This is a genomic window from Pseudarthrobacter sp. WHRI 8279 (assembly GCF_040224115.2).
Classification (GTDB): domain Bacteria; phylum Actinomycetota; class Actinomycetes; order Actinomycetales; family Micrococcaceae; genus Arthrobacter.
The window spans coordinates 636,343-650,513 of record NZ_CP168162.1; the positions used below are offsets into that span (position 1 = coordinate 636,343).

15 protein-coding genes are annotated in these 14,171 nt (G+C 66.8%); 12 read left to right on the forward strand and 3 right to left on the reverse strand.

Annotated elements, in window-relative coordinates:
• Positions 1 to 124 precede the first annotated feature (124 nt).
• Positions 125 to 1,468 (forward strand): pitrilysin family protein, encoded by a 1,344-nt coding sequence (locus ABRP28_RS02840; RefSeq protein WP_350004642.1) that lies wholly within the window; start codon positions 125 to 127, stop codon positions 1,466 to 1,468.
• A 68-nt stretch (positions 1,469 to 1,536) separates the two neighbouring features.
• Complete coding sequence (locus ABRP28_RS02845; protein ID WP_350004641.1) at positions 1,537 to 2,061, forward strand: DUF1579 family protein; 525 nt, start codon at positions 1,537 to 1,539, stop codon at positions 2,059 to 2,061.
• Between the two features lie 47 nt (positions 2,062 to 2,108).
• Here ABRP28_RS02845 and ABRP28_RS02850 read toward each other — a convergent pair whose 3' ends face one another.
• Together ABRP28_RS02850 and moaA are read right to left on the reverse strand one after the other, a co-directional pair.
• A complete protein-coding gene (locus ABRP28_RS02850; protein WP_350004639.1) occupies positions 2,109 to 2,375 on the reverse strand; it encodes a MoaD/ThiS family protein in 267 nt (88 codons plus the stop codon).
• Between the two features lie 5 nt (positions 2,376 to 2,380).
• Positions 2,381 to 3,508 carry a GTP 3',8-cyclase MoaA gene (gene moaA / locus ABRP28_RS02855; protein ID WP_350004638.1) on the reverse strand — a complete coding sequence of 376 codons (1,128 nt, stop codon included), beginning with the start codon at positions 3,506 to 3,508 and terminating at the stop codon, positions 2,381 to 2,383.
• Positions 3,509 to 3,613: 105 nt separating this feature from the next.
• Here moaA and ABRP28_RS02860 point away from each other — a divergent pair, with 105 nt between their 5' ends.
• From ABRP28_RS02860 to ABRP28_RS02890, 7 genes are all read left to right on the forward strand, one after another.
• Positions 3,614 to 5,209, forward strand: coding sequence for a molybdopterin-dependent oxidoreductase (locus tag ABRP28_RS02860; protein ID WP_374152915.1), 1,596 nt, complete (start codon positions 3,614 to 3,616; stop codon positions 5,207 to 5,209).
• Positions 5,210 to 5,232: 23 nt separating this feature from the next.
• Complete coding sequence (gene glp, locus ABRP28_RS02865) at positions 5,233 to 6,552, forward strand: gephyrin-like molybdotransferase Glp (RefSeq protein ID WP_350004636.1); 1,320 nt, start codon at positions 5,233 to 5,235, stop codon at positions 6,550 to 6,552.
• A complete protein-coding gene (gene moaC, locus ABRP28_RS02870; RefSeq protein ID WP_350004634.1) occupies positions 6,540 to 7,034 on the forward strand; it encodes a cyclic pyranopterin monophosphate synthase MoaC in 495 nt (164 codons plus the stop codon). Before glp ends, moaC begins: the two co-directional genes overlap by 13 nt.
• Complete coding sequence (locus tag ABRP28_RS02875; protein WP_350004632.1) at positions 7,031 to 7,561, forward strand: MogA/MoaB family molybdenum cofactor biosynthesis protein; 531 nt, start codon at positions 7,031 to 7,033, stop codon at positions 7,559 to 7,561. Before moaC ends, ABRP28_RS02875 begins: the two co-directional genes overlap by 4 nt.
• A complete protein-coding gene (locus ABRP28_RS02880; protein ID WP_350004630.1) occupies positions 7,551 to 8,030 on the forward strand; it encodes a molybdenum cofactor biosynthesis protein MoaE in 480 nt (159 codons plus the stop codon). Before ABRP28_RS02875 ends, ABRP28_RS02880 begins: the two co-directional genes overlap by 11 nt.
• Positions 8,031 to 8,144: 114 nt before the next feature.
• Positions 8,145 to 8,915, forward strand: a complete 771-nt coding sequence (gene dapB / locus ABRP28_RS02885) for a 4-hydroxy-tetrahydrodipicolinate reductase (protein ID WP_350004628.1) — start codon at positions 8,145 to 8,147, stop codon at positions 8,913 to 8,915.
• A 3-nt stretch (positions 8,916 to 8,918) separates the two neighbouring features.
• A complete protein-coding gene (locus ABRP28_RS02890) occupies positions 8,919 to 9,398 on the forward strand; it encodes a hypothetical protein (RefSeq protein WP_231456904.1) in 480 nt (159 codons plus the stop codon).
• A 20-nt stretch (positions 9,399 to 9,418) separates the two neighbouring features.
• On the opposite strand, the gene ABRP28_RS02895 is transcribed toward ABRP28_RS02890, so the two are convergent.
• Positions 9,419 to 10,654, reverse strand: coding sequence for a heparan-alpha-glucosaminide N-acetyltransferase domain-containing protein (locus ABRP28_RS02895; RefSeq protein WP_350004626.1), 1,236 nt, complete (start codon positions 10,652 to 10,654; stop codon positions 9,419 to 9,421).
• 86 nt (positions 10,655 to 10,740) lie between these two features.
• Between ABRP28_RS02895 and ABRP28_RS02900 the strand changes: the two genes are divergently transcribed.
• The 3 genes from ABRP28_RS02900 (at position 10,741) to ABRP28_RS02910 (ending at position 14,113) form a co-directional block, all read left to right on the forward strand.
• Positions 10,741 to 11,115 carry a hypothetical protein gene (locus ABRP28_RS02900; protein WP_350004624.1) on the forward strand — a complete coding sequence of 125 codons (375 nt, stop codon included), beginning with the start codon at positions 10,741 to 10,743 and terminating at the stop codon, positions 11,113 to 11,115.
• Positions 11,116 to 11,471: 356 nt separating this feature from the next.
• Positions 11,472 to 12,380, forward strand: coding sequence for a 4-hydroxy-tetrahydrodipicolinate synthase (gene dapA, locus ABRP28_RS02905; RefSeq protein ID WP_350004622.1), 909 nt, complete (start codon positions 11,472 to 11,474; stop codon positions 12,378 to 12,380).
• Positions 12,381 to 12,421: 41 nt separating this feature from the next.
• A complete protein-coding gene (locus ABRP28_RS02910) occupies positions 12,422 to 14,113 on the forward strand; it encodes a ribonuclease J (protein ID WP_231456908.1) in 1,692 nt (563 codons plus the stop codon).
• Positions 14,114 to 14,171 lie beyond the last annotated feature (58 nt).

Below are 14,171 nucleotides of genomic sequence, written 5' to 3' on the forward strand. Positions count from 1 at the left end.
AATCCGCCGTGCGGGCACAGCCTGCAGGTTGAAGTATGAATCGGCGGGGCCGGTGGATGATCCACCGGCCCCGCCGCTGTTACGATGGCAGCCAGATCCCGGCTGCCCCTTTTGAAAGGCCTCAATGACTGTTGTACCCCTGCCGCTTGAGCAGAACCACCCCGGCGACACCCTGGTCCACGGTTCCGACGGCGGCTCCGAAGTCCGGCGTTCGGTGCTGCCCGGGGGAGTGCGGGTACTCACCGAGGCGATGCCCGGGCAGCGGTCGGCCACTATTGGTTTCTGGGTGGGGGTCGGTTCGCGGGATGAGGCACCGGGACAGCACGGCTCCACCCACTTCCTGGAGCACCTCCTGTTCAAGGGCACCAGGCGGCGCACCGCGCTGGAGATTGCCTCTGCCTTCGACGAGGTGGGCGGCGAGTCAAACGCTGCCACAGCCAAGGAGAGCACGTGCTACTTCGCACGGGTCCTGGATACCGACCTGCCCATGGCCATTGACGTCATCGCGGACATGATCACCGGAGCCGTCCTGGATCCTGCCGAGATGGAGCAGGAGCGCGATGTCATCCTGGAGGAAATCGCCATGGACAGCGATGACCCCACCGACGTCGCCCACGAGCACTTTGTGGCTGCCGTTCTTGGCAGCCACCCCCTGGGCCGCCCCATCGGCGGCACCCCCGACGCCATCAAGGCTGTAGCCCGCGACTCGGTGTGGGAACACTACCAGCGGTACTACCGGCCCGATGAACTGGTCATCACGGCAGCTGGGGGACTGGACCACGACGTCGTCTGCAACCTCGTGGTGGATGCCCTCCAGTCGGCAGGCTGGTCGCTTGAATCCCACGCCGCACCGGTGGAACGCAGGTCCACCGACCGCGCGCTCATTACGGGGACGGCTGGGCTGCACGTGGTGAAGCGGGCCGTAGAGCAAGCCAACATCATCATGGGCTGCCCCACGATCGTTGCCACGGACGAGAGGCGCTACGTCATGAGCGTCCTGAATGCCGTGCTGGGCGGCGGCATGTCCTCGCGCCTGTTCCAGGAGATCAGGGAGAAGCGCGGCCTCGTCTACTCCACCTACTCCTTTGCGTCTTCCTATGCAGATGCAGGCTATTTCGGCATGTACGCCGGGTGCACACCGTCCAAGGTCCGCCAAGTGCTCGAGCTGTTGGCTGTGGAGCTGGACAAGCTCGCGGAGCACGGGATTTCCGAGGACGAGCTCCGCAAGGCGGTTGGCCAGCTGGGTGGCGGGATCGTGCTGGCGCTGGAGGACACCGGTTCCCGGATGTCCCGGCTGGGCCGCGCCGAGCTCGTCTCCGGCGAATACCAGGACATCGATGAAACGCTCCGCCTCATCAAGGCTGTCACCGCCGAACAGGTTCAGGAACTTGCCGCCGAATTGGCTGCAGCACCGCGGACCGTGACCGTGGTGGGACCGTTCGAGGAGACTGAAACCTTCGGCTTCTGACTTCAGGGCCGCAGGCTTAGGATGAACCCCTGAGGGCAGCTCATTGCCCGGGCGAGGGGAGGACGACCATGGGCCGGCCCCGAAACGATCCTGGCCACCCGGCCCTGGCGAACCTGCTGGGCCGCTGGCGGGGAACCACGCGGCTCGAACGCGGCCCCTGGGGCCCGGAACGGACAGTGGACGCGGAAATGACGTTCACTTTGGTTGCCGGCGGTTTGGCTGTGGTGCAGAGCTACCGCCACACTGAGTCCGACGGCGCCCACTTCGAAGGCCACGGCATCTTCACTGTTGACCCGGACCGCCAGGACGTCCTCTGGTACTACGTAAACAGCATGAGCCCGGCCCCGGCGGCCCCGGCGCGCTGCACCTGGCATGACGGGGTCCTTCAGGTGGAGCGCCACACCGGAGCGGGTTCCACGCGCCATACCTTGAGTGTCAGCGACGGAGTCCTCACTGATGTAGCCGAGCAACGCAAGGAAGACCCAACGGACACTCATCTCCGCGGCCGGGCTGCCGCGGACGGGGCCATGGCCTCATACAAGCCCTTCATGACCTCCCGGTACCGGCGGGATCCCGGCGCACAACAGATGTGATGACCGGCGGCCGGGACGTATTTCCGGAACTCAGGAAAAAACGCTCCCTAGCCTCCGGCGAAAGGAGGCAGGACGTCCACCACGTCGTCCGCTTTTAACACAACTGAGTGGTCACGCACCGCCACTTCATTGAGCAGGAAACTGCTCCGGGACAGGAGGCGGGGCAGCGGGGGAGTGCCGGCAGGAGGCTCGGGGCGCTCCATGGACCGTACCGCGTCCAGAAGGTCCGCAACGGTGGCGCCCGGCGCCAGGTCAAAAGTCTCTTCCTCCGTGCCGGCAGCAGCGCGTGCGGCAGCGAAGTAACGTACGTTCAAAGAATTCAGCCCCCGATGGCGCTCATGCTGCGGTCCGGCTGGACGAAGTCCGGAGCATCAAGTCCCACATGGTCCATTCCATGGGCTTTCGGCTTAAGCCACATTGCGTCCTGCCACCGCTGGGCAAGGGCTTCATCGCTCGCCCCGCTGCGCAGGAGGCCCAGCAGATCGAACTCCTCGCGGGAAAACAGGCAGCTCATGATTTTGCCCTCTGCGGTGATGCGGGTGCGGCGGCAGTCGGAACAGAAGGGCTCCGTCACGGACGCGATGATCCCAACGGTTCCCAGCACCGGACCGGACCCATGATCGGACCCTGCCGTTCGCCGTCGTACTTCAAAACGTTCTGCAGGCGCACCGTCACGGGCGCGGGAATCGGGGCTGAGGACAAAGTCAGCCGAGAGCAGCTGCCGGATTTCGGCAGCCGTGATCATGTTCCGCCTCGTCCAGCCGTGGTCCGCGTCCAGCGGCATCTGCTCGATGAAGCGAAGCTCGTAGCCGCGGCCCAAGGCCCAATCCAGGAGGGACGGTGCCTCGGCGTCGTTGATTCCACGCATCAGCACCGCGTTGAGCTTGACCGGCCCAAGGCCCGCAGCCCACGCGGCATCCACGCCCGCCAGGACCTGGTCCAGGAACGGCCGGCGGGTCAGCTGGGTGAAGGTTTCCTCATGCAGCGAGTCAAGGGACACGTTGATCCGGGTCAGTCCGGCAGCCTTCAGGGCGGCAGCCTTCTTGGCCAGGCCTACGCCGTTGGTGGTCATGGAGATCGGCAGGTCCGGGTGGTTGCTTCGCAGGGCGGCAATGATGTCCACGAGATCGTGCCGGACCAGCGGTTCGCCGCCGGTCAGCCGCAGCTCGCGGACTCCCAGCTGCCCCACCCCAATGCCTACGATGCGGACGATCTCCGCAGCGGTCATCACCGCCTGCTTCGAAAGCCACTCCAGGCCTTCCGCCGGCATGCAGTAGGTGCAGCGCAGGTTGCATTTGTCAGTCAGGGACAGCCTCATGTCCGTCGCCCGGCGGCCATACCGGTCTGCCAGCCCTGCCGGCGCATCCCCCGGGCGTGCGGCCGGAACTGACGGCGGGGGCGCGTCTGCTTCCTCCCGCGGCTGCGGCATGCCTAGCTTGACAGTCATGAATTCAGGCTACGCCACCTTGGGGCGCACATCACACCCGGTCCGGCGAACGCCGGAAATACAAACCCGGGAGCCATGCGGCGTCCGCGAATCTATGCTGGAGGAGTGAGCAGCTCCGAGCCAGGGCAGGCAACGCACGACGGCGGGCCGCGGCAGCCAGCGCGTGCGGCAGCAGCCGCCGGCGTGGTTGCCGTGGGAAGCGCCGCAGTGCTGGGGGAACTGCTGGCCGGATTCTTCAGTCCCTCGCTGTCACCCGTCACAGCTGTCGGCGGTGCCGTCATTGATGCCGTGCCTCCCGGCGTCAAGGACTGGGCGGTGACCGTGTTCGGCACGGCGGACAAGGCAGCACTCCTGGTTGGCATCGCCCTGGTGATGGCCTTGGCGGCCGCCCTGGCAGGAGTCCTGGAATACCGCAAGCGCTTCACCGGCACTACACTGATCGGCCTCGTTGGCATGGTGGGCCTGGCCGCCGTTTTAACCCGGACCCAAGCCAGTGCCAGCGCGGCAGTGCTGGCGGTGCTCGCCGCCGTCGTCGCCGTACTTCTGCTGAGGTTCCTGGTTCGCAGGCTCCAGGATTGGGATACCCAGAGGACGCAGGAGCCGGCAGCCGTACAGGCAGCCGGAGCGCCGGCGGCACGCCGCCGTTTCCTCCAGGTGCTGGCCGGGGGCGCGGTGTTCACGGCGGCTGGAGGTTTGCTGGCAGGAGCCTGGCGGGGTGCCGCAGCCATTGCCAGCGAGGCCAGGAGCCGCGTGGCGCTGCCGGTTCCCGCATCCCCGGCGCCCGCCATACCGGCGGCGGCGGAGGCCAAGGTGGACGGCATGCAGCCGCTGGTCACGCCCAACAAAGACTTCTACCGGATCGATACCGCCCTTGCCGTCCCCGCCGTGGACCCTGCCACGTGGGTTCTCAGAGTCACCGGACTGGTGGACCGGGAGGTGGAACTGACCTTTGCCGAGCTCCTGGCCAAACCCTTGATTGAACGCCACATCACCATCGCCTGCGTGTCCAACAATGTGGGGGGAGACCTGATCGGCAATGCCCGCTGGCTGGGCTGGCCGGTGCGCGAACTGCTGGCACTGGCCGGGCCCCGGGCCGGTGCGGACATGGTGTTGTCAAAGAGTGCCGACGGCTGGACTGCCGGCACGCCGCTTGAGGTACTCAGCGACGGCAGGGACGCCCTGCTCGCCGTCGCCATGAACGGCGAACCGCTGCCCCTGGAGCACGGATTCCCCGTCAGGCTGGTTGTGCCCGGCCTGTACGGATACGTGTCCGCCACCAAGTGGGTCACGGAGCTGAAAGTCACCCGGTTCGCGGATGACGCCGCCTACTGGACGCCCCGGGGGTGGTCAGAGCGCGGACCCATCAAGATTTCCTCGAGGATCGACGTGCCGCGGAACGGCCGTTCAGTGCAAGCCGGAACAGTACTGTTTGGCGGTGTGGCGTGGGCACAGCACACAGGGATCGGAAAAGTGGAACTGCGGCTGAATCGTGGACCGTGGCAGCAGGCGGACCTGGCGCAAGGCATCTCGGTGGACACCTGGTACCAGTGGAAACTGGGCGTGGAGCTGACGGAGGGCCGGTATGAAGTCCAGGTCCGTGCCACCGACCTTGCGGGACAGGTCCAGGACGAGCGGAGCCGGCCGGTTGTCCCGGACGGAGCCACCGGCCTCCACACGATTAGAGTGGACGTGACACCCTGAACGCTCCAACTGAAGGCGGAACCATGGCCAGCCCGCAACCGCATGGAACGCCTGCAGCGCCGGCAACGCACGGGACGGAGCACCCGCGGCAGCACGCCAACACACAGCACGCCAACACACAGCACGCAGCGAGGTCCGTGGCGGACCACGCAGCAGCCGTCTCTGCCCTGTTGGAGCCTTTGCGGAACGTGCACCGGACGGAAACGTTGCCCCTGGCCCGTGCGCTGGGCCGTGGTTTGGTGGCGGACGTGCGTGCGCCCATCAGCTTGCCGCCCTTCGCCAACTCCCAAATGGACGGCTATGCCATCCGTTCAATGGACGTGCCCGACGGCGGTGCAGAGCTGGGCATTATGCCTCCCGTTCCAGCGGGCGCAAGCCCTGCAGCACTGCAACCCGGCATGGCTGCCCCGATCATGACGGGAGCAATGCTCCCCTCGGGGGCCGACGCTGTCGTCCCTATTGAGCGGGCCGTTCCGGACCGCTTCCTGCCAGCCGCTGCACAGGCAACGGAACTTGCCACGGTGTGGCTGCCGCCGGCGTCTGCAGGCACGTTTGTCCGGGCTGCAGGCAGCGATGTGCAGGCCGCCGGGACGGCCCTGGCGGCGGGCGCCTTCCTTGGCCCGGCCCAACTGGGACTCCTGGCCGCGCTGGGCATCCCGGAGGTGACCGTCTACCAGACCGTGACGGTCCTGCTGGTCACCACCGGTGACGAAGTGGTGGAGCCCGGCGCGGAACTCCCGGCCGGGAAGATTTACGACTCCAACGGGACGCTGCTGGAAGCCGCAATGGAACAGGCGGGACTACAGGTCCGCCGTACCGGCATCGCCACGGACAACCCGGAGCGGCTCAGGACGCTGCTGAGGGAAGAGGGCGCGGGAGCGGACCTGATCGTGACCACCGGCGGGGTCAGCAAGGGCGCCTACGAAGTGGTCCGGCAGGCCATGGCGGACCAGCCGGTCGAGTTCCTCCACGTGGCCATGCAGCCGGGCGGTCCGCAGGGGATCGGCACCTTCGAAGGCCGGCCTTTCCTGGGGTTCCCCGGCAACCCCGTCAGCTGCCTGGTGTCCTTCGAAATGTTCCTCCGCCCCGTCCTTGCCGGCCTGGTGGGTACCCCCGCGCCGCGCCTGCCGGTCCGCGCCCGCCTCAGCCGGCCGCTGACTTCCCCCGAACACAAGCACCAGGTCCGCCGCGGCACGTTGCAGCCGGATGGAACCGTGCAGTTGCAGGGCGGGGAAAGCTCGCACCTGATGCATGCGCTCGCCGGCTCCAATGTGCTGGTCCATGTTCCGGAAGGAGTGGCCGCGCTCGCGGCAGGGGCGGAGGTGGAAGTATGGATGCTGTGAATGCAGAACAGACCCCGGCCGCGCTGACGCACCTGCGCCAGGACGGCAGCGCCCAGATGGTGGATGTATCCGCCAAAGCCGAAACCACCCGTGAGGCCACCGCCACCGCCACGCTCCGCACCACCGCCGAGGTGATGGGCCTGCTGGGCTCGGGCGGCCTGCCCAAGGGGGACGCCCTGGCCGTGGCACGGGTTGCCGGGATCATGGCCGCCAAGAAAACCCCTGACCTGATTCCGCTGTGCCATCCGCTTCCCCTGTCCAAGGTCACCGTGGACTTCGAGCTGGCACCGGACTCCGTTGCCATCCTCGCCACGGTCAAGACCCGCGGCGTTACCGGCGTGGAGATGGAAGCACTTACTGCTGCCTCCGTTGCCGCGCTGAGCGTGTACGACATGGTCAAGGCAGTGGACAAGCATGCCGTCCTCACCGACATCAAGGTGCTGGCCAAAAGCGGCGGCAAGAGCGGGGACTGGACACTGTGAGCAGCCCCGGCACTTTGAATGCCCCCGAGCCGCACCGCCACGGCGACGTGCAGGGCCGCAAGGCCGGCGTCGTTATTGCTTCCACCCGTGCAGCCGCCGGGATCTACGACGACGAAACCGGTCCCGTGATCACCGACTGGCTCACCGAACACGGCTTTGACGTATTCCCCGCCATGGTGGTCCCCGACGGCGAGCCGGTCGGCGCAGCCATCCGCGCCCTCCTGACCCAGCGCCCCGCCGTCGTCATCACCAGCGGCGGCACGGGCCTCAGCCCGGACGACCGGACCCCCGACGTCACCCTGCCCCTGCTGGACCGCGAGATTCCCGGCATCATGGAAGCGGTCCGCCGTGCCGGAGCCGCGAAAACCCCGCTGGCGGCCCTCAGCCGCGGCTATGCCGGTGCGGCCGGAAGCACGTTCATCATCAACCTGCCCGGATCACCGAAGGGCGTCATGGACGGGCTCACCGTCCTGGACCCGGTGATCGGGCACCTTTGCGACCAGCTGGAAGGCGGACATGGGCACTGAAGCAGCTTTCGAGGTAGTCAACGCGGTCCTGAGCGCGGAACCCATCTCGGTGGACCAGGCCATTGCTGCGGTGGAAAGTGACACCGCAGGCGCGGTAGTCAGTTTCAGCGGTGTGGTGCGCAACCACGATGGCGGCAAGGCAGTTGAGCGGCTGAGCTACAGCGCGCACCCCACGGCCCACCAGGTGATGGCCGACGTCGTTGCCCGCCTTGCGGCCGAGCAGCAGGCCCAACGGGATGGCGGCGCCACCGGCCCGTCCCCGCAGCCAGTGCGGATCTGGGCGGCGCACCGGATCGGCATGCTGGACATCGGCGATCCCGCGCTGGTGTGCGCCGTGTCCGCGGCCCACCGCGGGCAGGCTTTTGCCGTGTGTTCGGAACTGGTGGACAGGATCAAGGAGCAGGTGCCCATCTGGAAGGAACAGTTCTTCGTTGACGGCACTGTTGAATGGGTGGGTGCCGGCAGCTGACGCTGCTGCTCCGGCTGGTGGATCATCGAAGGGGTGACACCCGCCCTGTTCCTGCGAGGTAATGCACAGTCCCTGGTTCCTCCGCGTCAAGGCCCCGCCGGTAGGGTTAAGGCCATGACCGAACAACTCCCTGCTCCCATGCCAGTTGCCGTGCTGGGCGCGAACGGGCGCATGGGCGCCGAAGCCGTTAAAGCCATTGAAGCAGCGACAGACATGAAGCTCGTGGCGGCCCTGGGCCGGGGCGATTCGCTGGACCGGATCACCGCCGCCGGCGCGCAGTATGTTGTGGACCTGACCGTGCCGGAAAGCACCGAAGCGAACGTCCGCTTCGCCGTCGAGCATGGTATCCACGCCGTAGTGGGCACCACCGGTTGGGATGCAGAGCGCCTGTCCGGGCTGAAAGGCCTGCTGGCAAACCACCCGGAAACGGGCGTCCTGATTGCTCCGAACTTTGCCCTGGGTTCCGTGCTCGCTTCAGCCTTTGCGGCCAAGGCATCCAAGTACTTTGAATCCGTGGAGATCATCGAGCTCCATCACCCGGACAAGGTGGATGCCCCCTCCGGTACCGCGGTCCGCACGGCGCAGCTGATCGCGGCAGAACGCAACGCCGCAGAGATTCCCCCGAGCCCGGACGCCACCACATCTGAGTTGGCAGGAGCACGCGGCTGCGAGGTTGACGGCGTGCGCGTGCACAGTGTGCGCCTCCGGGGACTGGTGGCACACCAGGAAGTCCTGCTGGGCGGTTCCGGCGAGCAGCTGACGCTGCGCCACGACTCCTTTGACCGCGCTTCCTTCATGCCGGGCGTGCTCCTTGGCCTGCGCAACGTGGCTGCCCACCCCGGACTGACGGTGGGCCTGGACGGCTACCTGGACCTGGGGCTCTAGGCCATGGGCGCCCTGCTGGCCGGGTTCCGGAAGAACCGCACCAAGATCTGGGTTGGGGCGGTAACCCTTTTGCTGGTCTTCTACCTGGTGGTGTCCTTCCAGCGTTCCATCCTTCTCCTGACGGACAGCAACCTGGCGGCCCAGGCGATCGGGGCTGCCTATCTGGTGCTTCCGGTTATCGGCGCCTGGGCCCTGATCAGGGAACTGATGTTCGGCGCCCGGACCGAGCAGATGGCAAAGGTCCTGGAAGCCGAGGGCGGCCTGCCGGTGGATGAACTGCCCAGGACGCCTGCCGGCCGGATTGTCCGCTCGGCAGCGGATGCCGAGTTCGAGAAGTATAAGGCCGAGGCCGAGGCTGCCCCGGACGACTGGCGTTCCTGGTTCCGGCTGAGCTGCGCCTATGACGCCGCTGGGGACCGCAAGCGTGCCCGGGCCTCCATGCGTGACGCCGTCAGGCTCTTCCAGGGCAACGCCCCCGCCTAGGCTTCGGTAACGCCAGGCCCTTACCGGACAGCCCTGACGTTTCCCCGGCCCACCTGGTTTGCCGCGTGCCCCAGCCACTCGAGAGGGCCGCGCCACTTCAACAGCACGAACACCATGCCCACGATGACGGCAGTGGCAGCCTGGGCAAAGTACATCCCATCCTCGGTCCAGCCGGCGGGCAGGGGCTTGAGGTAGAACCCGGAGACCACCCACACGTGGACCGTGTACAGGGTCAGGGTCATTGCACCCGCACCCCGCAACGGCAGCAGCAGGTCCAGGTCCACCCACTCAGCCAGCCGGCCCAGCAGGAGGCATGCGCCAATCACTGCCACGGCCACGGCGGACGTGTGCAGCAGGTCAAGTGTCGTTGCCGAGTGCGGCGCCGCGGACGCCAGCCACCACCACGAACCCTCCTGTGGAATGCCCGTCAGGTTGACCTGCAGAACGCTGCCCAACGGATAGCCGGGGGAATTGAGGACGTCCTCCAGGGCAGCGCGGCCGCCCCAGCTTTCCATCGCGGTGACGCCCAGGGTTTTGGCCAGGACGGCAACCACCGAACCGGCCACCAGGAGGACCACCGGAAGCATCGCCCTGGCCAGCACCAGCCTGCCAACAATGAGCCCCACCAGCAGGTAAGAGAGCCACTGGAACACGGGGTAATACCCGGTGAAGAACAGGTCAGCCAGCAGCCGTGACGGGGTGGCAAGGTCCTCCCAGGACGGGTTGTGGCCCAGCTTGAGCGGAGGCTCGGCAGCCAGGAGCCACGGGCGCAGCAGGTACGCCAGGATGGGGGAGCCCAGGATCCAGCCGCCCGCCCAGGCGCAGAGCCGCTTCAGCCCCATGCCCAGGAAGGGCAGGACGCACAGGAACAGCACGGCGTAGTGGACCAGGATGATGGCAAGGTTGACTTCCAGCCCGCCCAGGCTAAGTCCGACGGCGGCAATCACCAGAGCACGCAGGGCGATGCCGCGGCGGGCGGCGGAGAGGTCAGGGCCCTGCAGCGGCCTGTGCTTTCCCGTGGACAAGGCCAGGCCCACCCCTGCCAGGACGGCGAACAGCGCCGCCGCCCTTCCCGAAAACGTGAGGCCGATCCAGGTGGGGGTCAGCTCGGCGTTGGATTCGAAGGTGGGGAGCAGATGGGTGGCCATCATTCCCAGCAGGGCGAGACCACGGGCCGCGTCGATGCCGTGGAGGCGCCCCGTGACGGGCTGCCCGCCGGATTTCCGGGACGTTCTGGCCGCATTACGGGACGTCATGACCAGATCGTCTCACACCTGCCTGTACCGGACCTGCCGGCACGACCTCCTTGTATTCGAATATATGTTCGAATAAGATTGCCGCCATGTACACTCCATCATCCGGAAGCCCTGCGGATCAGCCCGGCGCTGCCGGGCTTGCAAGGGCCATGAGTCCGGGGGTCGTTGACTACCTCTTCCGTCAGCTGGTGGCCGGCCGGCCGCCCGAGGATGTCCAGTGGCAGCGGGAGGGCATCAGCCTCGCCGCCCAGCCGGAGGGCGCAGAGCTGGCGCGGCGCCTCGCCGAGACAGACATCGATGCCCTCACACCCGTAGAGCTCTTCCATTACGTCAGGGCCGCCCAGCGGCTGTCGTCCTGGGCCGAGGACCTGCGCCAGGCCGCCGTCGGACGGTATTGCCACCCGCCGGAGTGCCAGGCGCCGGCGGAGGCAGCCCGCCCTGCCCGGCACTCCGCCTCCTAACCTGCGGCAGCTCAGGGCACCAAGGTCGGCGGTGCATCGTTTCCTGACAGCCGGTGTATCCGCTTCCTGACCGCCGGCTGCTCCGGTCGTGGTTCGGCGGCGCATCGCTTCCTTGCCGCCGGCAGCTCAGGTTGCCAGGTTTGCCGGCCGCGGGCTTTCCGGCAGTGGGCTTTGCGGCCGTGGGCTTTCCGGCCGGTAGGCCCGGCGGCCGCGTCAGGAGGGCGGGTCAGTGCCCGGAAAATGGTGGACGGTGGGGGCGCCGCCGGCGTGCCGGAGGCGAAACCAGTCGGTTATTTGACGTGCATCACGCCCCGGGCATTGTCCTAACCAGCGCCGGACAGGGTAACGTTTTTTCCATGGCTGACACATCCGCGCATCTCCCTGCCCTTGGTACTCTTCTGACCGCCATGGTCACACCGTTCACCAAGGACGGCGCAGTGGATTATGAGCAGGCCGCAGCCTTGGCCAGCAAGCTGGTGGACGACGGCTGCGACGGCCTGGTGGTCACCGGAACCACAGGCGAAACATCCACCCTCACCGACGAGGAAAACCTCGGCATGTTCCGCGCCGTCAAAGACGCGGTCGGCGGCCGGGCTGCGATCATCGCCGGCACGGGCACCAATGACACCGCCCACTCGGTCCACCTGTCCCAGCAGGCAGCAGCCCTCGGCGTCGACGGCCTCCTCCTGGTGACGCCTTACTACAACAAGCCAAGCCAGGCCGGTGTCCGCGCGCACTTCGAAACCATCGCCAACGCCGTGGACGTACCCGTCATGCTGTATGACATTCCCGGCCGCTCCTCCATCCCCATCGAGCCCGACACCATGATCCGGCTTGCCCAGCACCCGAACATCGTGGCTGTGAAGGATGCCAAGGCCGACTTCGTCGCTGCCTCCCGCGTCATGGCCGAGACGGACCTCCTGTTCTATTCCGGTGACGACGGACTGACCCTTCCGTGGATGGCCCTGGGCGCCGTCGGACTCGTGGGCGTAACGACGCACGTGGCCACGCGCCGCTTCCGTGAGCTCATCGACGCCGTCAACGCGAACGACCTCAGCACCGCCCGGAAGATTAACTTTGAACTCCTGCCCGTAGTACGCGCCACCATGACGCGGGTCCAAGGGGCCGTTGCGGCCAAGCAGATTCTTAAATGGCAGGGAGTCCTGCCCAACTCGATTGTCCGTTTGCCCCTCGTGGAGCCGGACGAAGCCGAGATCGAAACCATCCGCGGGGATTTGGCGGAAGCGGGGCTGGTCTTTTCCTGAGGAGTAAGACCAGCACCCTTCCGCCTGGAAAGTAGTGCAATATGACCCAAACTGCCCTTACCGGCCTTGTCACCCCTCCCCGCCTGCCGCAGGGGACGCTCAGGATTGTTCCGCTGGGCGGACTGGGGGAGATCGGCCGGAATATGGCCGTGTTCGAGATCGACGGCAAGCTGCTGATCGTGGACTGCGGCGTCCTCTTCCCCGAGGAAACCCAGCCCGGCGTTGACCTGATCCTGCCCGATTTCTCCTACATCGAGGACCGGCTGGACGACGTCGTGGCCGTGGTCCTTACCCACGGACACGAAGACCACATCGGAGCCGTTCCGTACCTGCTCCGGCGCCGCAACGACATCCCGCTTGTGGGCTCCCAGCTCACCCTCGCCCTGATCGAGGCGAAACTGCAGGAGCACCGAATCCGGCCTTACACGCTCACGGTTGAGGAAGGGCAGGTGGAGAAGTTCGGCCCCTTCGAATGTGAGTTCGTGGCCGTCAACCACTCCATTCCCGACGCCCTGGCGGTGTTCATCCGGACAGCCGGCGGCACTGTGCTGCACACCGGCGACTTCAAGATGGACCAGCTTCCGCTGGATGGACGCATCACGGACCTCCGCCACTTCGCCAAGCTCGGCGAGGAAGGCGTGGACCTCTTTATGTCCGACTCCACCAATGCGGACGTCCCGGGATTCACCACTGCCGAAAAGGAAATCGGCCCCACGCTGGAACGTCTTTTCGGCCAGGCCACCAAGCGCATCATTGTCGCGTCCTTCTCCTCGCACGTGCACCGGGTCCAGCAGGTCCTGGACGCAGCCGCCAAGCACAACCGCAAAGTGGCCTTCGTGGGCCGCTCCATGGTCCGCAACATGGCCATTGCCGAAAAACTTGGCTACCTGGACGTCCCGGCGGGGCTCATCGTGGACATCAAGAACATCGACAACCTGCCGGACAACCGCGTGGTGCTGATGTCCACCGGTTCCCAGGGCGAGCCCATGGCAGCCCTGTCCCGGATGGCCAACGGCGACCACCGGGTGGTGGTGGGCGACGGAGACACCGTCATCCTCGCCTCGAGCCTCATCCCCGGCAACGAGAACGCCGTCTTCCGGATCATCAACGGGCTGCTGAAGCTGGGCGCCGACGTGATCCACAAGGGCAACGCCAAGGTGCACGTCTCCGGCCATGCCGCGGCGGGGGAGCTCCTGTACTGCTACAACATCCTCGAGCCGCTGAACGCCATGCCGGTGCACGGTGAAACCCGCCACCTCATCGCCAACGGCAAGATCGCCATCGAGTCCGGCGTTCCCGAAGCAAGCGTCATCCTCGCCGACAACGGCACGGTCATCGACCTCAAGGACCACCGCGCTGACGTGGTGGGACAGGTGGAAGTCGGCTTCATCTACGTGGACGGCTCCAGCGTGGGCGAGATCACCGATGCCGACCTCAAGGACCGGCGGATCCTCGGTGACGAAGGGTTCATCTCCATCATTACGGTCATCCACCGGGCCACCGGCAAGGTGGTGTCCGGGCCGGAGATCCACGCCCGCGGCGTGGCAGAAGATGATTCCGTCTTCGACGACATCATCCCCAAGATCAACGCCGCGCTGGAGGAAGCCGTCCTCAACCACGCGGACCACACCAGCCACCAGCTCCAGCAGGTGGTCCGCCGCGTGGTGGGCACCTGGGTCAACCGCAAGCTGCGCCGCAAGCCCATGATCATTCCCGTGGTGCTCGAGGCCTGACATCGGCCGCCTGTACCGGCCCGCGCTCCCGTTCCCAACGGGGCCGCGGGCCGGCGGC